At 74.5% G+C, this 25,585-nt stretch carries 26 protein-coding genes; 17 read left to right on the top strand and 9 right to left on the bottom strand.

Translation table 11 applies throughout. The annotated features are described in order from the left end of the window. Nucleotides 1-34 precede the first annotated feature (34 nt). Genes COO58_RS18860 through COO58_RS18850 form a run of 3 tightly spaced genes read left to right on the top strand, consistent with a single transcriptional unit; the run spans nt 35 to nt 1,664 of the window. Nucleotides 35-502 (top strand): NUDIX hydrolase, encoded by a 468-nt coding sequence (locus COO58_RS18860; RefSeq protein ID WP_091580271.1) that lies wholly within the window; start codon nt 35-37, stop codon nt 500-502. Next, complete coding sequence (locus COO58_RS18855) at nt 496-1,344, top strand: ribonuclease HII (protein WP_098745989.1); 849 nt, start codon at nt 496-498, stop codon at nt 1,342-1,344. The genes COO58_RS18860 and COO58_RS18855 overlap by 7 nt, the downstream gene beginning before the upstream one ends. Beyond that, the gene (locus tag COO58_RS18850; protein WP_011905215.1) at nt 1,341-1,664 is read left to right on the top strand and encodes a DUF2469 domain-containing protein; all 324 of its coding nucleotides are present in this window, start codon (nt 1,341-1,343) and stop codon (nt 1,662-1,664) included. Before COO58_RS18855 ends, COO58_RS18850 begins: the two co-directional genes overlap by 4 nt. A gap of 36 nt (nt 1,665-1,700) precedes the next feature. Here COO58_RS18850 and COO58_RS18845 read toward each other — a convergent pair whose 3' ends face one another. Both COO58_RS18845 and COO58_RS18840 read right to left on the bottom strand, forming a co-directional pair. Beyond that, nucleotides 1,701-2,807 (bottom strand): sulfite oxidase, encoded by a 1,107-nt coding sequence (locus COO58_RS18845; RefSeq protein WP_098745987.1) that lies wholly within the window; start codon nt 2,805-2,807, stop codon nt 1,701-1,703. Next, nucleotides 2,804-3,454 carry a class I SAM-dependent methyltransferase gene (locus COO58_RS18840; protein WP_098745985.1) on the bottom strand — a complete coding sequence of 217 codons (651 nt, stop codon included), beginning with the start codon at nt 3,452-3,454 and terminating at the stop codon, nt 2,804-2,806. Before COO58_RS18840 ends, COO58_RS18845 begins: the two co-directional genes overlap by 4 nt. Before the next feature lie 133 nt (nt 3,455-3,587). Here COO58_RS18840 and COO58_RS18835 point away from each other — a divergent pair, with 133 nt between their 5' ends. Further along, entirely contained in the window at nt 3,588-4,160 is a 573-nt protein-coding gene (locus COO58_RS18835) for a murein hydrolase activator EnvC (RefSeq protein ID WP_255292671.1), read from the top strand. Between the two features lie 13 nt (nt 4,161-4,173). On the opposite strand, the gene COO58_RS18830 is transcribed toward COO58_RS18835, so the two are convergent. Together COO58_RS18830 and COO58_RS18825 are read right to left on the bottom strand one after the other, a co-directional pair. Then, complete coding sequence (locus COO58_RS18830) at nt 4,174-5,355, bottom strand: aminotransferase class V-fold PLP-dependent enzyme (protein WP_098745980.1); 1,182 nt, start codon at nt 5,353-5,355, stop codon at nt 4,174-4,176. A gap of 90 nt (nt 5,356-5,445) precedes the next feature. Continuing rightward, entirely contained in the window at nt 5,446-6,462 is a 1,017-nt protein-coding gene (locus COO58_RS18825; RefSeq protein WP_176558898.1) for a tyrosine recombinase XerC, read from the bottom strand. Nucleotides 6,463-6,970: 508 nt separating this feature from the next. Here COO58_RS18825 and COO58_RS18820 point away from each other — a divergent pair. Continuing rightward, on the top strand, nt 6,971-7,312 hold the full coding sequence (locus COO58_RS18820) for a hypothetical protein (RefSeq protein ID WP_091580240.1): 342 nt from the start codon (nt 6,971-6,973) through the stop codon (nt 7,310-7,312). Between the two features lie 2 nt (nt 7,313-7,314). On the opposite strand, the gene COO58_RS18815 is transcribed toward COO58_RS18820, so the two are convergent. Genes COO58_RS18815 through COO58_RS18805 form a run of 3 tightly spaced genes read right to left on the bottom strand, consistent with a single transcriptional unit; the run spans nt 7,315 to nt 10,392 of the window. Then, nucleotides 7,315-8,514 (bottom strand): DNA-processing protein DprA, encoded by a 1,200-nt coding sequence (locus COO58_RS18815; protein ID WP_176558840.1) that lies wholly within the window; start codon nt 8,512-8,514, stop codon nt 7,315-7,317. Continuing rightward, entirely contained in the window at nt 8,511-10,031 is a 1,521-nt protein-coding gene (locus COO58_RS18810; RefSeq protein WP_098745976.1) for a YifB family Mg chelatase-like AAA ATPase, read from the bottom strand. Before COO58_RS18810 ends, COO58_RS18815 begins: the two co-directional genes overlap by 4 nt. A 1-nt stretch (nt 10,032) precedes the next feature. Beyond that, on the bottom strand, nt 10,033-10,392 hold the full coding sequence (locus tag COO58_RS18805) for a YraN family protein (RefSeq protein ID WP_098745974.1): 360 nt from the start codon (nt 10,390-10,392) through the stop codon (nt 10,033-10,035). 216 nt (nt 10,393-10,608) lie between these two features. Here COO58_RS18805 and COO58_RS18800 point away from each other — a divergent pair, with 216 nt between their 5' ends. The 8 genes from COO58_RS18800 to COO58_RS18765 all read left to right on the top strand — a co-directional run bounded on the left by COO58_RS18800 (nt 10,609) and on the right by COO58_RS18765 (nt 19,240). Next, nucleotides 10,609-11,619 carry a hypothetical protein gene (locus tag COO58_RS18800; RefSeq protein WP_255292670.1) on the top strand — a complete coding sequence of 337 codons (1,011 nt, stop codon included), beginning with the start codon at nt 10,609-10,611 and terminating at the stop codon, nt 11,617-11,619. Nucleotides 11,620-11,853: 234 nt separating this feature from the next. Further along, complete coding sequence (gene rpsB, locus COO58_RS18795; RefSeq protein ID WP_091580171.1) at nt 11,854-12,720, top strand: 30S ribosomal protein S2; 867 nt, start codon at nt 11,854-11,856, stop codon at nt 12,718-12,720. 129 nt (nt 12,721-12,849) lie between these two features. Beyond that, nucleotides 12,850-13,677 carry a translation elongation factor Ts gene (gene tsf, locus COO58_RS18790; RefSeq protein ID WP_091580167.1) on the top strand — a complete coding sequence of 276 codons (828 nt, stop codon included), beginning with the start codon at nt 12,850-12,852 and terminating at the stop codon, nt 13,675-13,677. A 156-nt stretch (nt 13,678-13,833) separates the two neighbouring features. After that, a complete protein-coding gene (gene pyrH / locus COO58_RS18785) occupies nt 13,834-14,601 on the top strand; it encodes a UMP kinase (RefSeq protein WP_036345766.1) in 768 nt (255 codons plus the stop codon). Nucleotides 14,602-14,686: 85 nt separating this feature from the next. Continuing rightward, a complete protein-coding gene (frr, locus tag COO58_RS18780) occupies nt 14,687-15,244 on the top strand; it encodes a ribosome recycling factor (RefSeq protein ID WP_091580162.1) in 558 nt (185 codons plus the stop codon). Nucleotides 15,245-15,499: 255 nt separating this feature from the next. Beyond that, nucleotides 15,500-16,777 (top strand): phosphatidate cytidylyltransferase, encoded by a 1,278-nt coding sequence (locus COO58_RS18775; RefSeq protein ID WP_098745970.1) that lies wholly within the window; start codon nt 15,500-15,502, stop codon nt 16,775-16,777. Between the two features lie 104 nt (nt 16,778-16,881). Further along, a complete protein-coding gene (rlmN, locus tag COO58_RS18770; protein ID WP_098745968.1) occupies nt 16,882-18,027 on the top strand; it encodes a 23S rRNA (adenine(2503)-C(2))-methyltransferase RlmN in 1,146 nt (381 codons plus the stop codon). Between the two features lie 22 nt (nt 18,028-18,049). Further along, nucleotides 18,050-19,240 carry a DivIVA domain-containing protein gene (locus COO58_RS18765; protein ID WP_098745966.1) on the top strand — a complete coding sequence of 397 codons (1,191 nt, stop codon included), beginning with the start codon at nt 18,050-18,052 and terminating at the stop codon, nt 19,238-19,240. A gap of 72 nt (nt 19,241-19,312) precedes the next feature. On the opposite strand, the gene COO58_RS18760 is transcribed toward COO58_RS18765, so the two are convergent. Further along, nucleotides 19,313-19,537: a DUF2631 domain-containing protein gene (locus COO58_RS18760; RefSeq protein WP_091580146.1), complete on the bottom strand. Its 225-nt coding sequence runs from the start codon at nt 19,535-19,537 to the stop codon at nt 19,313-19,315. Nucleotides 19,538-19,792: 255 nt separating this feature from the next. Between COO58_RS18760 and COO58_RS18755 the strand changes: the two genes are divergently transcribed. After that, nucleotides 19,793-21,373 (top strand): Rieske 2Fe-2S domain-containing protein, encoded by a 1,581-nt coding sequence (locus COO58_RS18755; protein ID WP_091580142.1) that lies wholly within the window; start codon nt 19,793-19,795, stop codon nt 21,371-21,373. 106 nt (nt 21,374-21,479) lie between these two features. Then, a complete protein-coding gene (locus COO58_RS18750) occupies nt 21,480-22,118 on the top strand; it encodes a TMEM175 family protein (RefSeq protein ID WP_176558897.1) in 639 nt (212 codons plus the stop codon). A gap of 53 nt (nt 22,119-22,171) precedes the next feature. Here COO58_RS18750 and COO58_RS18745 read toward each other — a convergent pair whose 3' ends face one another. Further along, complete coding sequence (locus COO58_RS18745) at nt 22,172-23,767, bottom strand: NAD(P)/FAD-dependent oxidoreductase (RefSeq protein WP_098746449.1); 1,596 nt, start codon at nt 23,765-23,767, stop codon at nt 22,172-22,174. A gap of 125 nt (nt 23,768-23,892) precedes the next feature. On the opposite strand from COO58_RS18745, the gene COO58_RS18740 reads away from it, so the two are divergent. After that, entirely contained in the window at nt 23,893-24,309 is a 417-nt protein-coding gene (locus COO58_RS18740; protein WP_098746447.1) for a ribosomal protein L7/L12, read from the top strand. Nucleotides 24,310-24,413: 104 nt separating this feature from the next. Continuing rightward, on the top strand, nt 24,414-25,580 hold the full coding sequence (locus COO58_RS18735) for an alkaline phosphatase PhoX (RefSeq protein WP_091580139.1): 1,167 nt from the start codon (nt 24,414-24,416) through the stop codon (nt 25,578-25,580). The last annotated feature ends 5 nt before the right edge of the window (nt 25,581-25,585 follow it).

Genomic DNA, 25,585 nt, shown 5'->3' with positions numbered 1-25,585 from the left:
GTCGTTCGTCACAGGCGTCTGGCAGGCTGGTCCGGTGACCGTCTACACCCCTCGTCGCGCCGCCCGGGTCCTCCTGGTCGACGCGTCCGACCGGGTGCTGCTCTTCCAGGGCAGTGATCCGGCCCGGCCGGACCACCGCTACTGGTTCACCCCGGGCGGCGGGCTCGATCCCGGCGAGACCCCGGCCGAGGGCGCGGCGCGCGAGTTGGCCGAGGAGACCGGCCTGCGGCTCGCCCCGGCCGAGCTGGGCGCGCCGGTCTGGTCCGAGACGGTCGAGTTCCCGTTCGACGGGGTCTGGTACCGCCAGGAGCAGGAGTTCTTTCTCGCCCGGGTGTCCGGCTGGGAGGTCGACACCGCCGGTTTCGACGCGGTCGAGCGCGCCAGTGTGCACGGGCACCGCTGGTGGACCGTCGGCGAGCTGACCGCGACCGCCGACCGCTACTACCCGCCGGACCTGGCCGACCGCCTCGGCCGGGTGCTGACCGGGAGCGGCCCGTGCTGACCCCGCCGCGCACGGTGGTGCGCCGCGACGGCGGGCTCTACGCGCTGGAGCGGGCGCTGCAACGGCGGGGCTTCCGGCACGTGGCGGGCGCCGACGAGGCGGGCCGGGGCGCCTGCGCGGGTCCGCTGGTGGCCGCCGCCGCGGTGCTGCCCGAGGGGCGGCGTGGCGAGATCGACGAGCTGGCCGACTCGAAGCTGCTCACCCCCGCCGCACGCGAGCGCGTCTACGACGAGGTGGTGGCGCGGGCCCTGGCGTACGCCGTGGTGGTCATCCCGGCCGAGGAGGTCGACGCCCGCGGTCTGCACGTGTGCAACCTGGCCGCGATGCGCCGGGCCCTGGCCTCGCTCACCACCCGGCCGGAATACGTGCTGACCGACGGCTTCGGCGTCGACGGGCTCGACGTGCCGGGGCTGGCGGTCTGGAAGGGCGACCGGGTGGCCGCCTGCGTCGCGGCGGCGAGCGTGCTGGCCAAGGTCACCCGGGACCGGATCATGGTGGAACTGGACGGGCGGTTCCCCGGCTACGGCTTCGCCGAGCACAAGGGCTACATCACCGCGGAGCACAGCGCCGCGCTGCGCGAGCGGGGGCCGTGCCGGGAACACCGTTTCTCGTACGTGAACGTCGCCGCCGTGTCCGGGCGGGACGGGCGGCCGCCCCGGGCCCGGCGTCCGGCCGCCGGGGGGCCGGACCCGGTGCTTCCCGGCCGGGTGGGTGGACGGCCGGACGAGCCGATGGAGCGCTCCGGCGCGCCAGGGGGTACCGTCGGCGTGGCGTTGGGCGAGCAGCCGCGACCTCCGGCGTCGGTGGGGGAAGATGTGGTCATGGAAGGCGGAGTGCGATGAGCGCGGAAGATCTCGAGAAGTACGAGACCGAGATGGAGCTGCAGCTCTACCGGGAGTACCGCGACATTGTCCGCCAGTTCTCCTACGTGGTGGAGACCGAGCGCCGGTTCTACCTGGCCAACCAGGTTGACCTGCACGTCCGCAACTCGGACGGCGAGGTCTACTTCGAGGTCGAGATGCACGACGCCTGGGTGTGGGACATGTACCGTCCTGCCCGTTTCGTCAAGAACGTCCGAGTAATGACGTTCAAGGACGTCAATGTGGAAGAGCTCGAAAAGCCCGACATCTCGCTTCCCGCAGATTCCGGTTTCGGCAGCTGACCGCGGCGGGCCCGGACGGCCCGCCGCGAGCGCGGATCACTCCGCCGGCACGACCACCTCGACCCGCTGCACCAGGTTGTTCGCGAACCCGCCCCGGTTCCACGGCTGCTCGACCGGCTGGGTCCGCCCCGAGGCGTCCGTGGCCCGGGCGCCCAGCACGTACCGGCCCGGCGTCGCCGTCCAGCGCACCGACCACCGGCGCCACGCCCACTCGCCCCCGGAGGGCGCGTCCAGGTCCGCCGGCGTCCACGTCTGGCCACCGTCGACGGTCACCTCGACCGACGTCACCGGCGCGTGCCCCGACCAGGCGCGACCGTCCACCGTGCACGGCCCCGGGCGCAGGACCCGGGTGCGGGACATGAAGTCCGGGAAGCCGGGCGGGCGCACCAGCGCGCGGGGTTCGATCCGGGTCACCGGCACCCCCGGGTCGTCGGCGTCGCGCCGCAGCCGGTAGGCCACCGCGTTCTGATAGCCGTCGAACGGCTCGGTCGTCACCCGGATGTCGCGCAGCCACTTGACGTGCGCCATGCCGTACCAGCCCGGCACGATCAGTCGCACCGGCGCGCCGTGCTGCGGCAGCAGGGGAGCGCCGTTCATCTCGTACGCCAGCAGCACCTCCTCGCGCAGCGCGTCGGCCACCGGCAGCGCCCGCTGGTAGTCCTGCTCGACGCCACGCTCCACCCCGTGGTCGGCGCCGGTGAACACCACGTCCACCGCGTCGTCCGCCAGGCCGGCCTCGCGCAGCAGCGGGGCCAGCGGGGTGCCCGTCCACTCGGCGTTGCCCACGGCCTCCACCAGCCACGGCTGGCTGACCGGACGGGGGTGCAGCAGCGCCCGGCCGTTGCCCGCGCACTCCAGCGTGACCCGGTGGGTGACCCGGGGGAGCGCCCGCAGCGCCGCCAGGTCGAGCCGCAGCGGCCGCCGCACCGCCCCGGAGACGGTGAGCGCGTGCGTGGCCGGATCGACGTCCGGGATGTCGTAGTGGATGAGCAGGTAGTGCAGGCCGGCCGGGGTCACGTCGTAGCGCAACGCCTCCAGCGGGATGCCGTGGTTGCGGGCCGCCAGCTGGAGCTCCTCGGCGCTGATCGCCTCGTCCGGACCGGCGACCCGGGACGGCCGGCTCACGTCGTCCACTGTGGTCATGACTGCTCCAACCGGTCGTAGCCGACGAACTCGAACATCCGCGCGCCGGCCGCCAGCGGGCGGGGAGCGCCGGTGAAACGGTGCGCGCCGACGCCCACGCCGTCGGCCGGGCTGCTCACCGTGACCGGTTCGAAGCCCTCCTCGGCGAACCAGTCGCAGATCGTGGGCACCAGGTCCGGCTCCCGCCGGTGCCGCGTCCACAGCACCGTGCCGCCGGTGGCGCAGAGCGACGCGCAGTGCCGCACGGTCGCCCGGATGTCGTCGTCGCCGATGTTGCCGAAGATGCCGCAGACCAGCACCAGGTCCGCCGGCGCCAGGTCGGCGTAGCGGTCGGTCACCGCCGCGTCCCCGGTGACCACCTCCACGCCGGTAAGCCCCGCGTCGGCGCCGGCCCGGCGGGCCAGCTCGGTGTTGCGCGGGTCCAGCTCGACCAGGCGGGCGGTCACGTCCCCGCCCCGGGGGTGGGTGGCGAGCACGGGGATCAGGTCGCGTCCCTGGCCGGCGCAGAGGCTGACCGCGCGCAGCGGACCGGGCGGCGCCGCGTCCAACGCCTCGGTGACCCGGCGGCGCACCTCGACGAGTCGTCTCGACAGCGCCGAGTCGGGCTGGTCGTAGTCGCGGTGCCAGGCGTACCAGTCCTTCGTCACGCGGTCAGCATAGGCGGCCCGGCGCTAACAGATCCGCCCCGAGATCGGGCGGCCGTCCACAACCCCGGCGTTGTCCACAGCGGCGACCACGCCGAGGTGACGACGGCCGCGCGGGGCGGGCAGAGTGCGCGGTGTGTGGACCTCGACCGGTCGCGTCGGCGCGGCCCTGCTGCTGACGCTGATCCTCACCCCGACCGTGCCGGCGGGTGCGCCTGGGGCCGTGCCGGCGGGCTCGGAACCGGTGGCGGCGGGAGGCCGGACCGGCGCCCGCGCCGCCGGGCCGTTCCGGTGGCCGCTGGCCGGCCGGGCCCTGGTGGTCCGCCGGTTCGATCCGCCGCCGCAGCCGTGGCGGGCCGGGCACCGCGGCGTGGACCTGGCCGGGGACCCGGGCGCCGAGGTACGCGCGGCCGGCCCCGGGACGGTCCTGTTCGCCGGTCCGGTCGCCGGCCGACCGGTGGTCACCGTCGGGCACCGCGACGGGCTGCGCACCACCTACGAGCCGGTCCGGTCCCGCCTCGCCGCCGGCGCCGCCGTCGACGCCGGCACGCCGATCGGTGAGCTGCGCGGCGGCCACCCGGGCTGCCCCGTCACGGCCTGCCTGCACTGGGGGCTGCGCCGGGGCGCCGACTACCTGGACCCGCTCGCGCTGCTCGGCTTCGGTCGCGCCCGGCTGCTCCCGCTCGACCCGACCCCGCCCGGCCCGTGAGCGGGCCGCCCGATCAGCCCTGGGCGAGCAGCGTGGGCAGGCGCACGGCCAGCCGGTCGTACTCCTCCGGGGTGTTGTAGACCTGGCCGCACAGGCGCAGGTAACCCCGCCCGTTCCAGCCGGCGACCGACACCTCCGCGCCGATCCGGTCCGCGATCCGGGCCCGCAGCTCCCGGGCCGTGTCCAGGGTGGTCGCGACGCCGGGCGGCAACGGGACGAGCCGCATGGCGACCGCCGCTCCGCCGGGCTCCGGCAGCCGTTCCGGCGCCACCCCGAGCGCGTCCCCGACGACCCGTTGCCCGTACGCGGCCAGTGCCGCGTTGTGCGCCCGGACCCGGTCCACGCCGAGGCTGCGCAGCGTGAACAGGCCGACCGGGGCGGCCAGCCAGCCGGTGTAGTCGAGGGTGGCCTGCCACTCGACCCGGGTCGGGAACCCGGCGTCCTGCTCCCACGAGACCACGAGCGGCTGGATGCGCTCACGCCACCGCTCGGCGACCACCAACGCGGCGGTGCCGCGCGGCGCGTACGCCCACTTGTGCAGGTTGCCGACCCAGAAGTCGGCGCCGACCGAGGCGACCGTGGTGGGCAGCATGCCCGGCGCGTGCGCCGCGTCCACCAGCACGGGCACGCCCTGCTCCCGGGCCACCGCGACCAGCGCCGAGGTCGGGAACAGCCGGGCGGTCGGCGAGGTGAGCTGGTCGACGATCAGCAGCCGGGTGCGCCCGGGGCGCAGCCCGTCGCGGACGATCTCGACCAGTTCCTCGTCGGTGGCCGACAACGGCACCGGCAGGGTCCGGGACACCGCACCGGTCCGCGCGCACTCCCGCGCCACCGACAGGGCCACCGCCCCGTACCCGTGGTCGGTGGTCACCACCTCGTCGCCCGGGCGCAGCGCGAGCGACTGGAGCACGACGGCCGCGCCGGCGGTGACGTTGCCGACCAGGGTGGTGCCGTCGGGGTCGGCCCCGAGGAAGGTGGCCAGGTGCCGCCGGGCGTGCGCGATCCGGTCCACCAGGCCCTGGGTGAAGAACCGCAGCGGGTTCGACTCCATCTCGTCGCGCAGCCGTTGCTGGGCGCGCTGCACAGGGATCGGCACGGCGCCGAACGCGCCGTGGTTGAGGTGGCTGACGGACGGGTCGAGGGAGAAGAGCAGCCGAGCCCCCGGGATCGGCTCGGGTGGCCGCGGCACCGTCATCCGTCGATCGTAGCCCGTGGTGGATCATCGCCCGACCGCTTCCGCGTCCGCGGGCCCGGCGGGCGGCGGCCGGTGCGGTGCGACGGCGGGTCAGGCCCGGGGGTGTGCCTGCCGGTAGGCCGCCCGCAGCCGCTCGACCGAGACGTGGGTGTAGATCTGGGTGCTGGCGAGCGACGAGTGCCCCAGCAGCTCCTGCACGGCCCGCAGGTCGGCGCCCCCTTCGAGCAGGTGGGTGGCGGCCGAGTGGCGCAGCCCGTGCGGGGTCACCCTCGGTAGCCCGGCCGCGCCGGACCAGCCGGCCACGATCCGCCGGGCGGTGGTCGGGTTGAGCCGCCCGCCCCGGGCCCCGAGCAGCAGCGCGCGGCCCGATCCCGGTGTGGCCAGACGCGGGCGGCCGTGCCGCAGCCACGCGTCCAGCGCCCGCTGCGCCGGCACGCCGTACGGCACCGCGCGCTCGCGGCCGCCCTTGCCGAGCACGCGCACCACGCGGCGGGCCTGGTCGACGTCGGCGACGTCCAGACCGCAGGCTTCGCTGACGCGTACCCCCGTGCCGTAGAGCAGTTCGAGCAACAGTCGGTCCCGCAGCAGCGCCGCACCGGTCGCGCCCTCCGGGGCCGCCGCCTCGCTTTGCTCGGCCGTGTCGCCCGGGTCCGCCGTGTTGCCGGCGGGAGCCGGGGTGGCCGTGCGACCGTCGGCAGGAGCCGTGTCGGCCGGGGTGGGGGCGTCCGCCGCGCGCAGCGGGGCGTCCATCAGGGCGGCTGCCTGGTCGGCGCGCAGGACGGTGGGCAGTTCCCGGCCGGCCCGGGGGCTGGCGAGCGGCGCGGCGACGTCGTGGGGGAGCAGCCCGGCCCGGTACGCCCAGGCGCTGAAGGTGCGCGCGGCCGCCGCCCGCCGGGCCATGGTCGTCCGGGCGGCCCCCATGGTCCGCTGCTTGGCCAGCCAGCTGCGCAGCATCGCGAGATCCAGCCCCGCCAGGTCGGCACAACCCATCCGGACCGCGTGGTCGAGCAGCGAGACGAGATCGGTCACGTAGGCCCGGACGGTGTGCGCCGAACGGTCACGGACCCGCGACAGGTGGTCGGCGAAGTCGTCCACCGCCTCGCGCATCGGCGCCGGCAGCTCCTCGTGCGTGGCCCGGGTGCCGCGCCGCCGCTCACCCACCGACGGCCCCGGCCGCTTCGGACCGGCGGTCGTGGTCGGAGTCGGATCCGATCGTGCGGGTGCGGACGGCCAACACCACCCCAGCGTACGGCCGGCACGCCCCGGCCCGCCGCCTCGGTCCCGCGCCCACGACGATCGACTCCACCCCGCCCGGGTGGCGGTGTCGGTGCCCGGGACACCGCCACCTCGGCGAGACGGCCCGCGCCGGCGACACCTGGTCGTGGCGGCGCGCCGGGCGGGGTGGCAGAAGCGGCGCTGGACAGGGGAAACTCGTGTGGCGAGAAGGTGGTGCGGGGAACCGGCCACCGGTTCCCCGCCGTCGCCGACGGGTGGGGCGGGCCCTCCCGGGCGTCGGCGGGCGGCGGGGGTGGTGGGCGCCGGGCGGCAGGGTCGGGTCGGCGGCGATCGGCAGGGCGTCCCGCGACGGTGACGCCGGCACGAGGAGGGACCGGGCGTGGGAGTGGATGCCGTCCTCTACCGGCGGGTGCGGGCCGGCGCGGCCCGCCGCCCGCCCGCGTACGTCTCGATCGAGGTCGTCGCGGATCCGCGGGACGTGCTGCTCGACCTGCTCAAGCGGGTACGCGGCGGCGGTCGCACCCCGCTGCTGGACCGGGTCGACCCGCTCGGTGAGCTGGTCGTCGACGCCGGCCAGGTGCCGCAGCTGCTCACCGAGCTGCGTGGTCTGGCCGAGGCGGCCGCGGCGCCGGCGGAGGTCGACCAGGTCCGCCGGCTGGCCCGGCTCGCCCGCCGCTGCCAGGAGAGCCGCGACGTCGAGATCCGGTTCGAGGGCGACTGACGTCACGACGGCCGCCGTCCCCGCTCGGCGGCGTCGGGGGGCGTGAGCGCGTATCCGCCGTCGCTCCGGCGCACCACCAGCTCCAGCTCCTCCAGCATGGACAGTTTTCGCATCGCGGTGCGCAGGTCCACGCCGGCCCGCGCCGCGACGCTCTCCAGGTCGAGGGCCCGGCGGCGGGGCAGCGCCTCCAGCACCTGGGTGGCCTCGTCGTCGAGCCGGTCCCTCGGCCGCTCGGCCGCCCGGGCCGGCGGCGCCAGGTCGTACCCGATCCGCCCGACCTCCTCCAGCACGTGCGCGACACCGGTGACCAGCCGGGCGTACGGCCGTTCCCGGAGCACCTCGTGCCCGCCCACCGACATGGCCGAGGTGACCGGCCCCGGCACCACCATGGCAGGTCGGCCGAGCCCGAGCGCCCGGTTGAGCGTCTGGGTGGCGCCGCTGCGGGCGGCGGCCTCGACCAGCACCGTGCCCCTGGTGGCCGCCGCGATGACCCGGTTGCGGATGAGGAACCGGGGACGCAACGGTTCGGCGCCGGGCATCCACTCGCTCACCAGGAGGCCGGTCTCGGCGATCCGGTCGAAGAGCGCCGCGTTGCCCATCGGGTACGGGCGGTCCAGGCCGCAGGCCAGCACCGCGACGGTGCGCCCGCCGGCGGTCAACGCCCCGCGGTGGGCCGCCGAGTCGATGCCGAACGCCCCGCCGGAGACGACCGTCCACTCCCGGTCGGCCAGCCCGTAGCCCAGCTCCGTGGCGACGTGCGAGCCGTAGGGGGTGGCCGCCCGCGCGCCGACCACGGCCACCGAACGCGCCAGTGTCTCGTCGAGCGGCCAGCCGCCGCGTACCCAGAAGCAGAGCGGCGGATCGGTTTCCACGTCGACCCGCCGGGCGGCGTCGGGCAGCACCAGCCGGCGCAGCTCGCCGACCGGCGCCGGCCACTCGTCGTCCTCCGGCGTGACCAGCCGCGCCCCGAGCCGTTCGGCCCGGGCCAGGGCCTCGGCGGCCACCCGGCGCGCGTCACCGGCCGCCGTGCGGGCCGCGACGGCCGACCGGAGCGTCCGCTCCGGCGCGTCGCCGGCCAGCAGCAGGTCGAGCGTCGCCGCCGGGCCGATCCGCTCGACCAGGGCGTGGACCGACCGCGTGCCGGGCTCGGCGAGCCAGGTCAGCGCGACCCGGGCCAGCCGCTGCTCGTCGGTGGCGGTCACGCGCCCTCTCCCGTCCTGAGGTGGATGGCCTCCGCGACGTCCCCCTGGTCGGGGCGGTCCCGGCCGTCCAGGTCGGCGACCGTCCACGCGAGCCGGAGCACCCGGTCGTACCCGCGCGCCGAGAGCGAGCCGGTGTCGAGGCGGCGACGCAGCTCGCGGGTCACCCGCGCCGGCAGGTGCCACGGCGGCCGGCGCAGGTAGGGGCCGGGAACCTCGGCGTTCACCCGGTGCCCGGTGGCCGCCCAGCGATCGGCGGCGGCTCGCCGGGCCACGGCCACCCGGGCGGCCACGGTCGCCGAGGACTCGTGCGGCGTGTCGGTGTGCAACAGCTCCGCCGCGCGCATCGCCGGCAGCGTGACCAGCACGTCGACGCGGTCGAGCAGCGGACCGGAGAGCCGTCCCAGGTAGCGTCGCCGGGCCAGCGGCGCGCACTCGCAGTCGACGTCGCCGGACGGTTTCGCGCAGGGGCAGGGGTTGGCGGCCAGCACCAGCTGCGTCCGGGCCGGGTATTCGACGGCGCCCCGGGTGCGTGCCACCCGGACCAGACCACTCTCCAGCGGCTGGCGCAACGCCTCCAGGGCGCCCTTGCCGAACTCGGGCGCCTCGTCGAGGAAGAGCACGCCCCGGTGGGCCAGCGAGACCGCTCCGGGCCTCGCCAGCCCCGAACCGCCGCCGACCAGCGCGGGCACCGTGGCGGTGTGGTGCGGCGCCTGGAACGGGGGACGGCGCAGCAGGCCACCGCCGGGCGGCAGCAGCCCGGCGATCGAGTGCAGCGCGGTCACCTCCAGGGCGGCCTCGTCGTCCAGCTCGGGCAGGACCGACGGCAGCCGCTCGGCCAGCATGGTCTTGCCGGCGCCGGGCGGGCCGAGCAGGGCGAGGTGGTGGCCACCGGCGGCGGCGATCTCCAGGGCCCGGCGGCCGAGGGGCTGCCCGGCGACGTCGCTGAGGTCGGGCCCGACCGGGACGTCGGCCGGTGGCCGCGTGGCCGGGGCGAGCAGTGGCGTGCCGTTGCGGACGTGGGCGACGAGCCGGTGCAGGGTGTCGACCGCGTGGACCAGGACGCCGGGGATGACGGCCGCCTCGGCGGCGTTGCCGGCGGGCACGACCACGCGGGTGTATCCGGCCCGGGCGGCGGCGGCGACCATGGGCAGGGTGCCGCGCACCGGACGGACCGTGCCGTCGAGCCCGAGTTCGCCGAGGACGACGGTGGCGTCGAGGGCGACCGGGGGCAGCTCGCCGGAGCCGGCGAGGACCGCCACGGCGATGGCCAGGTCGAAGGCGGAGCCGTACTTGGGCAGCGTGGCGGGCAGCAGGTTGAGGGTGATCCGCCGGTTGGGCCACTTCTGGCCGGAGTTGACGATGGCGGCGCGGACCCGGTCGCGGGCCCCGTGCAACGCGGTGTCGGGCAGGCCGGAGATGACCACGGCGGGCAGGCCGGGGGCGAGGTCGGCCTCGACCGCCACGACGTGCCCGGCGACCCCGGCGAGGCCGACGCTGAGAATCTTGGCGTAGCCCATGTCAGAACGCGCCCCGCAGGTGCTCGACCTGGGCCCGGCCGGTGACCGGCAGCCGGACCGAGAGCACGTCGAAGCGGACCTCGTCGGCGGTGGTGCCGGTCTCGGCGAGCCAGCGGACGGCCAGGCCGCGCAGCCGGCGGGCCTTGGCCCGGACCACGGCCTCGGCGGGAGCGCCGTACCGCTCGGTGCGCCGGGTCTTCACCTCGCAGAAGGCGAGGACCGGCCCCTCCCAGGCGATGATGTCGATCTCCCCGTCGGGGCAGCGCCAGTTGCGGGCGACCGGCCGCAGGCCGCTCTCGATCAGGTGCCGCAACGCGCACCGCTCGCCGTACGCCCCGACGGCCTGGTTCCGGTTCGTCATGCCGGTCAGGTTGCGACCGGCGGCCGGGCGGCGCGTGCCGCCGGCGTCCGACCTGTGGACGAGATCCGACTTGTGGACGGGACCACGATCTTCCGGCCGATGTGCCACCGAATCACCCCACGGCGGCTCGGAGCCGGCCGGGGCCGCCCCGAGCTGGCGCGATGTTCCGGTCGGCCCGAATGGCGCGGCTGGTGCCGGTCGCATACCGTGCCCGTCGTGGACGGACGACGGAGCTATCCCGAGGATCAGCAGGGGTCGCGTTGGGGCGAGCGCGGGTACGAGTCGGAGTGGCGCGCCGCGGGCGAGCCGCGCTACCGCGACGACGACTACCGCGCCCCGGAGCAGCGCGCCGGTGAGAGCCGGTACGGGGGTTACTCCGCCGCCGACCCGCTGGTCGACGACACCAGCGGCTGGCGGTCGCAGCGTCCGGACGACCCGGAGGTCTCCGGCGAGCTGCCCGGCCGGGCCGGCCGGCGGGCGGCGCGCGAGGCGCAGGGCGGTGAGGATGCGCTCTCCCGCAGCGGCGTCGACGCGCTCGGCACCGCGTCGCACGGCACGTCGACCCCGCTCGGCGGCGCCTCGGCCTCGCTCGGCGGCGCCTCGGCCCCGGTCGCCGACCCGCTCGGCGGCGGGTCGCGCGGCGCCGACGCGTTCGGCGCGCGCGGCGGTGACGGTCTCGTGGGCGGGGTCGACCCGGCGCGACCCGGGCCGCTGGGCGGCTACCCGATCGTCGACACCGGCGCGACCGGCGGCACCCAGATGTCGCTGGGCGGCCGGCCGGGTCCGGGCTCGGCCACCCCGCTGACCATCGGTGAGCGTCCCGGCGGGCCGGCGGAGTCGGCGGCGCCGCCGAACCCGCTGGAGATGCCGACCGGCCCGATGCCGTCGGTGGTGCCCCGGACGGACGGGCCGCCGCCGGGTGACGGCGTCTACCGGACCCGGCGCCCGGCGCTCGCGGTGCTGCTGGCGGCGCTGGTGCTGGTGCTGGAGGTGCCGGCGTTGCGGGTGCTGCTGCACGGGCTGGTGGGCGACCCGGTGTCCACGTCGCACGTGGTGGTGGGGACGTTCCTGGTGGTCGGGCTGCCGATCTTCGGCGCCGGCCTGTACGGGCTGCGCACCGGCGGGCTGGCGCTCGCCGACGGCAGTCGGGGTTGGCTCCGCCCGCCGACGGCGTACCTGACCGTCGGCCTGGTGCTCTTCCTGGCCGCGGCCCTCGCCGCCCGCTGACCCGGGCGGGGAGGAAACGCACCCCGGGGCCGGGGTGCGGAGAAGGCGCGTACACTGGTCGACTGGCGACCGCCTCGCGCGGTCGACCTCGCGCGCCCTCTCCACGGTCCTCCCGTGGGGCGACGGCCTCCCTGGTCCCGGTTCCGCACCGGGCCCACCCTGGCCGGCGACCGGGCGCCAGGCGTCCGGTCGCCGACCGGACGGACAACCAGGGACAAAGTAGGAGTACCCACCATGGCCGTCGTGACCATGCGTCAGCTGCTGGAAAGCGGTGTGCACTTCGGGCACCAGACCCGGCGCTGGAACCCGAAGATGAAGCGCTTCATCTTCACCGAGCGCAACGGTATCTACATCATCGACCTGCGCCAGACGCTCGACTACATCGAGAAGGCGTACGAGTTCGTGCGCACCACCGTCGCGGGCGGCGGCAGCATCCTGTTCGTCGGCACCAAGAAGCAGGCCCAGGAGGCCATCGCCGAGCAGGCGACCCGGGTCGGCCAGCCGTACGTCAACCACCGCTGGCTCGGTGGCATGCTGACCAACTTCCAGACCGTGTACAAGCGGCTGCAGCGGATGAAGGAGCTCGAGGCCCTGGGTGACCTGAGCGGCACCGCCGCCGGTTACACCAAGAAGGAGACCCTCCAGCTCTCCCGCGAGAAGATCAAGCTCACCAAGACCCTCGGTGGTCTGCGGGACATGCAGAAGCTCCCGGCCGCGGTCTGGATCGTCGACACCAAGAAGGAGCACATCGCCGTCGACGAGGCCCGCAAGCTGGGCATCCCGGTGATCGCGGTGCTCGACACCAACTGCGACCCGGACGAGGTCGACTTCCCGATCCCGGGCAACGACGACGCCATCCGCTCGGCCGAGCTGCTGACCAAGGTCGTCGCCGCCGCCGTCGCCGACGGTCTGATCGCCCGCTCCGGCCGCAACCGGGGCGCCGACGAGAAGCCCGAGGCGGGCCAGGTCGGCGCCGACGAGCCGCTGGCCGAGTGGGAGCGCGAGCTGCTCGAGGAGCCGAAGAAGGCCGACGAGCAGCCCGCCGCCGCCGAGCCGGCCGCGCCGGCCGCCGAGCAGCCGGCGACCGCCGCCGCGGAGTGATCTCGCCGTCGCGTCCCCGCCGTCCGGTTTCCCGGGCGGTTGGGGACGCGACGGGTACGCCGGGCAGAACCGGCCCGGATCCGGGTAACCGGGCACCCAGACCATCTCACTGACACCGAAGAGAGAGTCATGTCCAACTTCACCGCCGCGGACGTCAAGAAGCTCCGCGACCTCACCGGCGCCGGCATGATGGACTCCAAGAAGGCGCTGACCGAGGCCGAGGGCGACTTCGACAAGGCCGTCGAGATCCTGCGCGTCAAGGGCGCGAAGGACGTCGGCAAGCGGGCCGGCCGCACCGCCGCCAACGGTCTCATCGCCCACTCCGGCCAGGCGCTGCTGGAGCTCAACTGCGAGACCGACTTCGTCGCCAAGAACGACGCCTTCATCGCGCTGGCCCAGCAGCTGGTCGAGCACGGTGTGGCCAGCGGCGCCACCAACGCCGAGGAGCTGCTCGCCAGCACCATCGACGGCAAGAGCGTGGCCGACCTGATCCAGGAGCAGTCCGCCAAGATCGGCGAGAAGCTGGTGCTGAACCGCTTCGCCAAGCTCGACGGCACCACCGCGGTCTACCTGCACCGCAAGAGCCAGGACCTGCCCCCGGCGGTCGGCGTGCTGGTGCAGTTCTCCGGCAAGACCGACGAGGCGGCCGACGCCGACGCGCGTGGCGTGGCCATGCAGATCGCCGCGATGCGGCCGAAGTACCTCACCCGCGACGAGGTGCCGGCCGAGACCGTCGAGTCCGAGCGGCGCATCGCCGAGCAGACCGCCCGCGAGGAGAACAAGCCCGAGGCGGCGCTGCCGAAGATCGTCGAGGGTCGGGTCAACGCCTTCTTCAAGGACTTCGTCCTGCTGGAGCAGGCCGCGGTCGCCGACAACAAGAAGACCGTCAAGCAGGTGCTGGCCGACGCCGGCATCGAGGTGACCCGCTTCGTGCGGTTCGAGGTCGGCCAGGCCTGAGCCGCCGCTCCGGGCCGCTGAGCCCGGGCGCAGGGAGAACGTCGACGAGGAGGCCGCCGGTGTACGTGACAGGCACCGCGGCCTCCTCGTCACATAGGGTCTGCAGGGGCACGTACGCGAGGCCCGCGCGGCGCGCGGGGAGAAGGGGCGGGGCGGATGACGCAGGTTGTGAGTGACCGGAGCCTGGCGGCGGACGATCCGACCGCCCCTCCGCCCGGTCGGTCCCGTCGGGTGGTGCTGAAGCTCTCCGGTGAGGTCTTCGGCGGCGGCGCGATCGGCGTCGACCCGGACGTCGTGCAGGGCATCGCCCGGCAGATCGCCACCGTGGTCCGCCGCGGCGTGCAGGTCTCCGTGGTGGTCGGCGGCGGCAACTTCTTCCGCGGCGCCGAGCTGCAGAAGCGGGGCATGGACCGGGCCCGCGCCGACTACATGGGCATGCTCGGCACGGTGATGAACTGCCTCGCGCTCCAGGACTTCCTGGAGAAGGAGGGCATCGAGACCCGGGTGCAGAGCGCCATCACCATGGCCCAGGTCGCCGAGCCGTACATCCCGCTGCGCGCGATCCGGCACCTGGAGAAGGGCCGCGTGGTGATCTTCGGCGCGGGCGCCGGGATGCCCTACTTCTCCACCGACACGGTGGCCGCCCAGCGGGCGCTGGAGATCCGCGCGGACGTGGTGCTGATGAGCAAGAACGGCGTGGACGCGGTCTACACCGCCGATCCCCGGATCGACCCGACGGCGAGCAAGCTCGACTCGATCACCTTCTCCGAGGTGCTGCGCCGTAACCTGCGGGTGGCCGACGCCGCCGCGTTCAGCCTCTGCATGGAGAACGGCCTGCCGATGCTGGTCTTCGGCGCCCAGGGCGACGACACGATCGTCCGTGCCGTCGGCGGTGAGAAGATCGGCACGCTGATCACCGCCTGACCGGCCCGCCGGACCGGCAGCGGTCCTCTGCCACTGCAGCACCAGCACAGCCCACGACGAGCGACAGAAGGAGGCGAGGAGACCGGTGATCGACGACACCCTCCTCGAGGCGGAGGAGAAGATGGAGCGTGCGATCGAGCACGCCAAGGAGGAGTTCGGCGGGATCCGCACCGGTCGCGCCAACGCCGCCATGTTCTCCCGGATCCTCATCGACTACTACGGCAGCCCCACCCCGCTGCCGCAGATGGCGTCCATCGCGGTGCCCGAGCCGCGCATGGTGATCATCAAGCCGTACGACAACTCGCAGACCAACGCGATGGAAAAGGCGATCCGCGACTCGGACCTCGGGGTCAACCCGAACAACGAGGGCAACCAGCTGCGCATCGTGCTCCCGCAGATGACCGAGGAGCGCCGCCGCGAGATGATCAAGGTCGCCCGGCACAAGGGCGAGGAGGCCAAGGTGGCCGTCCGCAACACCCGCCGCAAGGCCAAGGAGGAGCTGGACCGCCTGGTCAAGGACGGCGAGGTCGGCGAGGACGAGGGCCGGCGCGCGGAGAAGGAGCTGGACGACCTGACCCAGCGCTTCGTCGGCACCGTCGACGAACTGGTCAAGCACAAGGAGAGCGAGCTGCTCGAGGTCTGAGCGGCCCGCGTACCGTGACGGCACCGCGCCGCCGCCGCCCGACCCCGGGCGGCGGCCCGGTGCCGTCGTCGTGCCCGGCGGCGTCCACCCTCGGCGCTTCCCGGGTGCAGTAGGCTCGGCACGATTCCCGACCACCACCGGGTGAACGGCGGGAGTCGCCCGGCCGTCGGTCGGTCAACAGGAAGTCTCACGCCGGTAGGGGATGGTTTTGGTCTTGCGTCATGTGGTGGCTTTCGTACCGTCTGCCGGTGCGTGATGTCCCACCCCGACCCCTACGGCGGCGCCGAGCCGCGCGGCTGGGACCGCCCGGCGCCCGCGCTGCCCTGGCCGGAGACCGATCTCGAACCCGGCCCGTGGCAGCGCCCCGGCCCGGGCACCCGTCCGCACCCCGCCGACGCGGGCGCCTACGCGCGCCCGGAGACGTACGCGCGCCCGGTCGCCGACCCGTACCCGGGGACGACCCGACGCCACGACGCCGCGCCGCCGTACGACGAACCCCGGGCCGCGGGGCGCGACCGCCGGGACGAGCCGGCGCCCGGCGGGCGCGGCGCGTGGGGTGGGGACCGGCCGGACGACGAGTACCCGACCGCCCAGATCGCCCCGGTGCGTGACGAGCCGGTACGCGACGAGACGGCGCCCGAGCCACCGGCCAGCCGCCGGGCCCGGGGCCGTCGACGGGCGAGCGCGGAGCGGCCCCCGACCGCCGTGCCCGGGGCGTCGCGGGCCGGCCGTAACCTGCCGGCCGCGATCGGCGTCGGGGTGGCCCTCGGCGCGGCGATCGTGGTGCCGCTGTTCTTCTTCCTGCCGGCGTTCCTCGCCGTGCTGGCCGCCGCCGTGGCCATCGGCATCGGGGAGATGGCCCGGGCGGTCCGCCGCAGCGGCGCCCACCCGCCGCTGGTGCCGCTGGTCGCCGGCGGCGTGCTCACGGTCGGGCTGGCCTGGTTCGCCGGCCCGGACGCGCTCTGCCTCGGGCTGCTGGTCACCGTGCTGGGCACGATGATCTGGCGGTTGGGTGACGGGCCCGGCAACTACCAGCGCGACCTGACCGCGGCCACCCTGATCGCGGTGTACGTGCCCTTCCTGGCCGGCTTCGCGGCCCTGCTCGCGGCGGCGCCCGACGACGGGCACCTGCGGGTGCTGGTCACGCTGGTGGCGGTGGTGCTCTCCGACACCGGCGGGTACGCCGCCGGGGTGGCGTTCGGCAAGCACCCGATGGCGCCGACGATCAGCCCGAAGAAGTCCTGGGAGGGCTTCGCCGGCTCGGTCACGGCCGCGGCGGCGGGCAGCGCCGTGCTGCTGTGGCTGCTGTTCGACGTGGCCCCCTGGTGGGGCGCCCTGTTCGGAATGGCGATCTCCTGCGCGGCGGTGCTCGGCGACCTCGCCGAGTCGATGATCAAGCGGGATCTCGGGGTCAAGGACATGAGCAACCTGCTGCCCGGGCACGGCGGCCTGATGGACCGGCTCGACTCGATCCTGTTCGCGGTGCCGACGGCGTATCTGCTGCTGGCGGTCTTCGTGCCGGTGGTGGGCTGAGGGATGGATCACGGCGGCGTCGCGGGCCGGACCGGCCGGACGGGGACGATTCGGCACCCACGGACGGGTGCGTCCGGTCGGACGCGTGTCAGACTGGACGCGCCATGACGAGCCTCCCGCTGATCTCCGTAGACCCCGACGCCCGCGGCCGCAAGCCCGCGATGCCTCCCCGCCACCTCGCCGACCTGGACCTGCCGGGCCGGCAGGCGCTCGTCACCGAGCTGGGCGAACCGGCGTTCCGCGCCAAGCAGGTCTCCAACCACTACTTCGGGCGCCTGGTGCGCGACCCGGAGCGGATGACCGACCTGCCGGCGGCGACCCGCGAGCGGCTGGCCGGCACGCTGCTGCCCACGCTGCTCACCCCGGTCCGCGAGCTGGCCTGCGACGACGGCGCGACCCGCAAGGCGCTCTGGCGGCTGCACGACGGCTCGCTGGTGGAGAGCGTGCTGATGGGCTACCCGGACCGGGTCACCGTCTGCATCTCCAGCCAGGCCGGCTGCGGCATGGCCTGCCCGTTCTGCGCCACCGGCCAGGCCGGGCTGACCCGCAACCTGTCCACCGCGGAGATCGTCGACCAGGCCGTTTACCTGGCCGGGGTGGCCGCCTCCGGGGCGGTGGCCGGCTCACCGCCGCGGCTGTCGCACGTGGTGTTCATGGGCATGGGCGAGCCGCTGGCCAACTACGCGCGAGTGGTCGCGGCGATCCGCCGCCTGGTCGCGCCGGCGCCCGAGGGGCTCGGCCTGTCCCAGCGGCACATCACCGTTTCCACGGTCGGGCTGGTCCCGGCCATCCGCCGACTGGCCAGCGAAGACCTCTCGGTGACCCTTGCGTTGTCGCTGCACGCCCCCGATGATGAGCTGCGCGACGAACTCGTCCCGGTCAACCAGCGCTGGAAGGTGTCCGAGGTGCTGGACGCGGCGTGGGACTACGCGGCCACGACGGGGCGTCGCGTGTCCATCGAGTACGCGATGATCAAGGACGTGAACGACCAGCCGTGGAGAGCCGATCTGCTCGGGCGGCTGCTGGCCGGCAAGTTGGCCCACGTGAACCTGATCCCGCTCAACCCGACTCCGGGCAGCCGCTGGGACGCCAGCCCGAAGCCGGTCGAGCGGGAGTTCGTCCGGCGGTTGCGCGACGCCGGGGTGTCCACGACGGTGCGGGACACCCGGGGGCGCGAGATCGACGGGGCGTGTGGGCAGCTCGCCGCCGCCGAGGACACGGACAGCGACTCACGCGCGGCAACGGCGTAGCGGTACGAGACCAGGAGACATAGTGGCGAGTCAGGGTCAGCGTTTCCGGCGTAAGGCGCTCCGCCGGGGATACAAGGTCGACGAGGTGGACGCCTTCTTGGACCGGGTCGAGGCGACCCTCGCCGGCCAGCCGGTGGGCGCGCCCGTGGCCTCCCAGGAGGTCCACGACGTCGTCTTCCGGGTCCGGTTCAACGGCTACGACGAGTGGCAGGTCGACCTGCACCTCGACCGGGTGGAGCGGCAGCTCGCCGAGCTGGAGGAGCGCTCGGGCGTCCCCGGCGGGCGCGGTGGCGACCCCCGGATGGCCGACCGGCTCGGCCCGCCGATGCGCGACGACCGCGGCCTGTCCCCGGTGCCCCAGCCGCCGATGCCGCCCCGGCAGATGCCGGCCCAGGCCGGCCCGCCCGCCGACCGCTACGGCAACCGGTACGACGAGCCGACCGGCGCGTTCGCCGGCGGGTACGACGCCCCGCGCGGCGGCTACGACGCGCCTCGCGGCCCGGGTGGCCCCGGTCCGATGGGCCCGGGTGCCCCGCTCGGCCACGGTGGCCCGCCGCCGCGTGGCCTCCCGCCCGGCCCCGGTGGCTACGGCGGCCCGGACAACGGAAAGGGTGGCTACGGCGCTCCGGACAACGGTCCGGGTGGCTACGGCGGCCCGGACAACGGTCCGGGTGGCTACGGCGGCCCGGACGAGCGGTTCGACGGTTTCGAGGCGGGGCGGCACGGCCGCGCCGACATGACCGCCGAGATCCGCATGCCCGAGCGTGACCTGCGTGACCTGCGCGGTCGCGGACCGGCCGGTCCGCCGGCGCTGCCGCAGCAGGGCTACGGCGCCCCCGAGCCGGGCTACGGCCCGCCGGACCAGGGCTACGGTCCGGGCCCGTCGATGACCGGCCCGCCGCTGGTCGGCCCGCCGGCCGCCGGTCCGCCGATGGTGGGTCCGCCGATGGCCGGCCCGCCCGGCAGCGACCTCTACCGCGTCGACCAGATCCGGCGCAGCTTCCAGGTCCGCCGGTTCGGCAGTGGGTACGACCCGGACCAGGTCGACCGGTTCTTCGAGACGCTGCTCGGCGGCATGCAGGGCCGCAACCCGATGCCGGTGAACCCGAAGGACCTCGACACGCTGCGCTTCGGGCTGGTGCCCGGCGGCTACTTCGAGGCCGAGGTCGACGCCGCGCTCAAGGACGTGCAGGACATTCTGCTCGGCCGCTGAGCCGTCCACGACGACGAAGGGCCCGCCCCCGACGAGGGGGCGGGCCCTTTCGCGTACCGCTGGCGCCGCGCGTCAGGACCGCAGGCCGTTGCGGCGCAGCACGGCGTCGCCGATGACGATGGCGAGCAGCAGCGCGGCGATCCCGAACAGCCAGATGTCCTCCACCCGGCCCTCCTCGGTGCCGCAGAACGCCATCAACACCAGGGCCACCGCCGACACCACCGCACCGATCCGCCCGGACTTGCGGTGCCCGGGCTTGTGCTGATCTGGCGCGGTTACCGGCTCGTCTCCTGCCACTGTCGGTCCTTCCCTCGCGATCGGATCTCCGATCAGTCTGGCACGCGCCCCGCCGGGCCCGGCGCAGGGTCCGACCTCACGGTGCCGGGATGACCCGCGTGGGCGACCGGCGGCCCGGACGCCGCCGACCGGCCCGGGCCGTTGGACCCGATCCGACCGGGGCGCAACGGCACTACCGGCGTCGCGGAACGGCGACCACACTGCCTCCGGTAGCGTTCCTGACGTACGCCTGATGTCTTGTCGAGGGGGATTGCGGTGCGAGTGACCGGTACGGGCCATGCCAGCATGCGGATCGACACGCCCGCGGGCAGCATCCTGTGCGACCCGTGGGTCAATCCCGCCTACTTCGCCTCGTGGTTCCCGTTCCCCGACAACTCCCAGCTCGACTGGGCGACGCTGGGCCAGGTCGACTACCTGTACGTGTCGCACCTGCACCGGGACCACTTCGACGCCAAGCACCTGCGTGACGTCATCTCCAAGGACGCCACCGTCCTGCTGCCCGAGTTCCCCACCTCGGAGATGGAGGACGAGCTGCGGGCGCTGGGCTTCACGAAGTTCCTCAAGGCGCCGAACGAGCAGGTGGTGGAGCTGCCCGGCGGGCTGAAGATCATGATCCAGGCGTTGACCAGCCCGACCGACGGCCCGATCGGCGACTCGTCGCTGTGGGTGGAGTACGACGGCGTCCGGCTGCTCAACCAGAACGACGCCCGCCCGACCGACCTGACCGTCTTCGCCGAGCTGGGCCACGTGCACGCGCACATGCTCCAGTTCTCCGGCGCGATCTGGTACCCGATGGTCTACGAGCTGCCGCAGGCGGCGAAGACCGCGTTCGGCAAGCAGAAGCGCGACCGGCAGTTCGACCGCACCTGGCGCTACATCGACGACCTGAAGGCCGACCACGTCTTCCCGATCGCCGGCCCGCCCTGCTTCCTCGACGACGAGCTGTGGCAGTTCAACGACATCTTCGGCGACGAGGGCAACATCTTCCCCGACCAGTCGGTCTTCCTCGCCGAGTACGCCAAGGTCGGCGGCACCAACGGCATCGTGCTCCTGCCGGGCAGCGTCACGGAGATCACCACCGAGGGCGCGACCACCACCCACCCGGTGCCGGTGGAGGAGTTCTTCGCGAACAAGGTCGCGCACCTGGAGGAGATGCGGGAGCGCAAGCGCCCGATCATCGAGGCCGAAAAGGCGTCCTGGCGGCATCCCGAGATCGACGTGCTCGGCCAGATGAAGCGCCGGATCGAGCCGCTGCTGGACGAGTCGATCTATCTGGCCAAGGGCGTCGGCGGTCCGGTCCGCTTCGACCTGGTCGGCTACGACGGTGCCGAGGTCGAGTCGATCGTGGTGGACTTCCCGGGCAAGGAGGTCCGGCCGTACGCGGACGAGAAGGTCCGCTACCGGTTCCGCACCGAGCGCGCGCTGATCGAGCACCTGCTGCACATCGACGAGGTGGACTGGGTCAACTCGCTCTTCCTGTCCTGCCGGTTCTCGGCGGCCCGGATCGGCCAGTACAACGAGTTCGTCTACGCCTTCTTCAAGTGCCTCTCCGAGGAACGCCTCCAGTACGCCGAGGGCTGGTACGACGAGCACGAGCGGGCGGTCGACGCCGAGGACATCACGCTCGACGGCTGGGTGGTGCAGCGGCGCTGCCCGCACCTGAAGGCGGACCTGAGCCGGTTCGGGATCGTCGACGGCGACCAGCTCACCTGTCAGCTGCACGGCTGGAAGTTCGACCTGGCCAGCGGCCGTTGCCTGACCAGCGTCGGGCACAAGATCCGCGCGCACCGCGCCGACGCGGAGACCCCGGCGCCGGCCGGGGAAGCGGTCATCTGACGCTTTCCGCCCCGCCCGCCGCCCCGGCACGCGACCATCGTGGTGTGGGGGCGGCGTGACGGGCGCGGACCGGGAACCGGGGTACCGGTTCGGGCGCAGCAGCGAGATGGCACGGGACGCCTCGCGGGTGGAGGCGTTCAGCGACGCGGTCATCGCCATCGTGCTCACCCTGATGGCGGTCGAACTGCTCCAGTTCGGTCCGGACACGCCAGGTGACCGGGGACTGCCGGCCGCGTTGGCGCACGAGTGGCGGGCCTACCTGGCGTACGTGATCACGTTCGCCGTGGTCGGCCAGGTCTGGCTGACCCACCACAACATGTGGCGCTACGTCTGCCGGGTCGACCAGATGCTGCTGGTGCTCAACCTGCTGCTGCTGATGTTCGTGGCGGCCATCCCGTTCACCGCGAACCTGCTCGCGGACCACCTGCGCGGCACCACCGGCGACCAGCGGCTCACCGCCGCCCTGTACGTGGGCACGGTGCTCGGCGAGGCGCTGTTCTTCAACCTGAGCTGGTGGTGGGCCCGCCGCCGGGGTCTGCTGCACCCGGACCTCGACCCGCGGCTGGCCCGGGCGGTGGCCCGCCGGTTCCGGCTCGGCCCGCTGCTCTACCTGGTCGCGTTCGCGGTCGTGTTCGTCGACCCGATCCTCAGCCTGCTGGCCTACCTGCTGCTGGTCGGCCTCTACGTGATCCGCGGCCCCGGCGACCTCCCGCGCGCCGGGCAGGAGGCCGCCGAGACGCCGTGAGGTGTTAAGAGGGGACCCCTGCTCTACCGGAGGCGTTAACAGGGGGCCCCTCCTTACAGGTCGGCGAGGATGCGGCGGGCCGCGTTGTGGCCGGCGGCGCCGATCACGCTGCCCGCCGGGTGGCAGCCGGCGCTGCCCGCGTAGACGCCGTCCACGCCGGTCGCGTACGGCATCCGGTCGGTGAACGAGACCGTGTTGTCGACGTGGTGGATGTGCCCACCGGTGATGCCGAAGTGGGCCTCGATGCCGGGCGGGGGCAGTGGCACCGCGTCCGCGATCAGGTCGGCGGTGCCGGGGGCGTACCGCTCGCAGATCGCGATCAGCCGCTTGACGTAGCCGGGCAGCGCCGCGTCCCAGGTGGTGCCGGCCAGCTCGTAGGGGACCGACTGGACGAAAAGCGCCGACGAGTGGTGCCCGGCCCCGTCGGACAGCGACGGGTCGACGGTCGTGTGCAGGTACCACTCGATGGTCGGCTCGTCCGGCAGCCGCCCCGCCCGGACGTCCGCCCACATGCCGCGCAGCGCGGCCATCGGCGACTCGCCGCCCGCGCCGACCAGCGAGGCCGAGCCGGGGAGCAGGTGGATGGTCGACCCGAACGGGCTCGGCGCGTCCGCCGGCAGGCAGGAGAAACGGGGCAGCCCGGTGAGCGCCAGGTTGAGCTTGAGCGTGGTGCCGGGGCGGCGGACCGCCGCCATCCGCGCGCCCAGCTCCGCCGGGAGCGCGCCGTCGGGCAGCAGCTCCATCAGCCGGTACGGGTCACAGGCCCCCAGCACCACGGACGCGCCGACCTCCCGACCGTCGGCCAGCACCACCCCGGAGGCGGCGCCGGCGTCGAGCGTGATCGCGGTGACCGGCGTGCCGGTGACGATCCGCGCCCCGGCGCGCCGGGCGGCCTCGGCGAAGGTACGCGAGACGGTGCCCATGCCGCCCTCGGCGATCATCCAGGTGCCGTCCGACCCGGGAAGTCGGCACATGTTGTGCACCAGGAAGTTGTGCCCGGTGCCGGGGTCGTCCGGGCCGGCGTTGAGCCCGGAGAGGCCGTCGGTGACCGCGTACATGCTGACCAGCAGCTCGGAGCGGAAGTCGAAGCGGGCCAGGTGGTCGGCGACCGAGCCGCGCACCAGGTCGACGAAGACCTGCCGCAGGGCCGGCCGGACGTAGCGCTCGGCGGTCTCCTCGACCGGCAGCGGCTCGGCCAGCCAGGCCGGCGCGAGGTCCTCCCGCAACTGGGCCAGCTCGGCCTGGAGCGCGTCGTCGGCGGCCACGTCGGCCGCCGAGAACATGTCGGTGAGCTGCCGCCGGGTGGCCGCGGTGTCGCTGCCGAACAGCAGGTACGGCGAGCCGAGCCCGCCCGGGGTGGGCAGGAAGTAGTGCGGGTCGCGGCGCAGCACCGGAATGGTCACGTCCAGCGTGGCCAGCAGCTCCGGCGGCATCAGCCCCAGCAGGTAGGACCCGGTGGAGTGACGCAGGCCGGGCACCTTGGGGAACGGGTTCTCGGTGCGGGTGGCCCCGCCGATCACCTCGGCGGCCTCCAGCACCAGCACGTCGAGGCCGGCGCGGGCCAGCAGGATCGCCGAGACCAGGCCGTTGTGCCCGGAGCCGACCACGACGACGTCGGCGCGGGACGGCAGCTCACTCGCTTCGCTCATGCCGTGCCGGCTGGGCATGCGCTCATGGCCCTCGCTGCGCTCGGTGCGTTCGCTCATGCCCGGGCAGCCTAGTGCGGGCACGTCACCGGTGGGAGGGTTCGCGGCGGGCGGCTACCGTGGCGGCCATGTCCGAAACTGTCCCGGTCGCCCTCGTGGTGGCGCTGGTCGTGGTGGTGCTGGTACTGCTCGTGGTGCGGCGCGGCCGTCCCCGGGACCTGGTCGCCCCGGACCGCCCCGCCGCTGACGGGCAGGCCGAGGTGCTCCGACTGGCCCGCGCCGGGCGCACGGTCGAGGCGGTCAAGGTGCTGCGTGCGCAGACCGGGCTGTCGCTGCTGGACGCGAAGCGCGTGGTGGACCTGCTGACGGCGGGCGGGACCTGGTCACCGGGCGTCCCGGTGCCCGGCGCGAACGTCGACGACGCGGTGCGGGCCGAGGCCGCGCGGCTGCTGCACCGGGGCAGGAAGATCCAGGCGATCAAGGTGGTGCGGGAGCACACGAACCTGTCGCTCGCCGACGCCAAGCGGTACGTCGAACGCCTCTGACGCCGAGCGGCCGTCACCCCGCGTTCACCGGACAGCGGCAGCGGTCGATGGATTCGTGTTCTACCGTCGACAGGACACCCACCGCCTCCGGGAAGGTCACCCCGATGGATCGTCGTACCGTCCTGCGTGCCACCGCCGTCGGCGGCGCGGCCGCCTTCGCCGGCAGTCTCTGGGCCGGCGCCGCGCCCGCCGACCCCGCCCAACCCGGCCCCGGCCCGTACGGGGACCTGCTGCCCGCCGACGCCAACGGCCTCCAGTTGCCGGCCGGCTTCACCAGCCGGGTGATCGCCCGCTCGGGGCAGCGGGTCGCCGGCACCTCGTACTCCTGGCACTGGGCGCCGGACGGCGGCGCCTGCTTCCCGGCCGGCGACGGCTGGATCTACGTCTCCAACTCGGAGGTCCCGCTGGTCGGCGGCGCCTCGGCGGTGCGGTTCGCGGCCGACGGCGCGGTCGTCGCCGCGTACCGGATCCTCGGCGGCACCAACACCAACTGCGCCGGCGGGGCGACCCCGTGGGGCACGTGGCTCTCCTGCGAGGAGGTGCCGCTGGGCCGGGTCTTCGAGACCTGGCCCGACGGCGGCCGGGGTGGCGAGGAGCGGACCCGGATGGGTCGGTTCAAGCACGAGGCGGCGGCCTGCGACCCGGTGCGGCGGGTGGTCTACCTGACCGAGGACGAACCGGACGGCTGCTTCTACCGGTTCGTGCCGGACACCTGGGGCGACCTGCGCACCGGCCGGGTGCAGGTGCTCTGCGCCCCGGACGGCCAGGTCACCGGCCCGGTCACCTGGCGGGACCTGCCGGACCGGGACGGGTTCCCGGTCCCGACCCGCTACCAGGTGGGCGCGGCGCAGTCGTTCACCGGCGGCGAGGGCTGCTGGTACGCCGACGACACCTGCTGGTTCACCACCAAGGGCGACAACCGGGTGTGGGCGTACGACGCGGTGCACCAGCGGCTCGACCTCGCGTACGACGACTCGCTGGTGCCGGCCGGCGCCGCGCCGCTGACCGGTGTCGACAACCTCACCGGCACGCCGGGCGGCGACCTCTACGTGGCCGAGGACGGCGGCAACATGGAGATCAACGTGATCACGCCGGCCGGCGTGGTCTCGCCGTTCCTGCGGCTCCTCGGGCAGGCGAAGTCGGAGATCACCGGGCCGGCGTTCGCCCCGGACGGCAGTCGGCTCTACTTCTCCTCGCAGCGCGGCACCAGCGGTGCCACCGCCGGCAGCGGCGGCATCACCTACGAGGTGCGCGGCCCGTTCCGGCGCTGACGCGG

The sequence above is a fragment of the Micromonospora sp. WMMA1996 genome (assembly GCF_002573675.1).
GTDB lineage: Bacteria > Actinomycetota > Actinomycetes > Mycobacteriales > Micromonosporaceae > Micromonospora > Micromonospora sediminicola.
This window is presented reverse-complemented; position numbering and strand designations above follow the sequence as displayed.

Excerpts from the sequence above, each read along its gene's own strand:
- COO58_RS18850 (WP_011905215.1), top strand. The coding sequence starts at position 1,341 with ATGAGCGCGGAAGATCTCGAGAAGTACGAGACCGAGATGGAGCTGCAG.
- COO58_RS18845 (WP_098745987.1), bottom strand. The coding sequence starts at position 2,807 with ATGACCACAGTGGACGACGTGAGCCGGCCGTCCCGGGTCGCCGGTCCG.
- COO58_RS18830 (WP_098745980.1), bottom strand. The coding sequence starts at position 5,355 with ATGACGGTGCCGCGGCCACCCGAGCCGATCCCGGGGGCTCGGCTGCTC.
- COO58_RS18825 (WP_176558898.1), bottom strand. The coding sequence starts at position 6,462 with ATGCGCGAGGCGGTGGACGACTTCGCCGACCACCTGTCGCGGGTCCGT.
- COO58_RS18810 (WP_098745976.1), bottom strand. The coding sequence starts at position 10,031 with ATGGGCTACGCCAAGATTCTCAGCGTCGGCCTCGCCGGGGTCGCCGGG.
- COO58_RS18805 (WP_098745974.1), bottom strand. The coding sequence starts at position 10,392 with ATGACGAACCGGAACCAGGCCGTCGGGGCGTACGGCGAGCGGTGCGCG.
- rpsB (WP_091580171.1), top strand. The coding sequence starts at position 11,854 with ATGGCCGTCGTGACCATGCGTCAGCTGCTGGAAAGCGGTGTGCACTTC.
- tsf (WP_091580167.1), top strand. The coding sequence starts at position 12,850 with ATGTCCAACTTCACCGCCGCGGACGTCAAGAAGCTCCGCGACCTCACC.
- pyrH (WP_036345766.1), top strand. The coding sequence starts at position 13,834 with ATGACGCAGGTTGTGAGTGACCGGAGCCTGGCGGCGGACGATCCGACC.
- COO58_RS18775 (WP_098745970.1), top strand. The coding sequence starts at position 15,500 with ATGTCCCACCCCGACCCCTACGGCGGCGCCGAGCCGCGCGGCTGGGAC.
- rlmN (WP_098745968.1), top strand. The coding sequence starts at position 16,882 with ATGACGAGCCTCCCGCTGATCTCCGTAGACCCCGACGCCCGCGGCCGC.
- COO58_RS18750 (WP_176558897.1), top strand. The coding sequence starts at position 21,480 with ATGGCACGGGACGCCTCGCGGGTGGAGGCGTTCAGCGACGCGGTCATC.
- COO58_RS18745 (WP_098746449.1), bottom strand. The coding sequence starts at position 23,767 with ATGAGCGAAGCGAGTGAGCTGCCGTCCCGCGCCGACGTCGTCGTGGTC.
- COO58_RS18740 (WP_098746447.1), top strand. The coding sequence starts at position 23,893 with ATGTCCGAAACTGTCCCGGTCGCCCTCGTGGTGGCGCTGGTCGTGGTG.
- COO58_RS18735 (WP_091580139.1), top strand. The coding sequence starts at position 24,414 with ATGGATCGTCGTACCGTCCTGCGTGCCACCGCCGTCGGCGGCGCGGCC.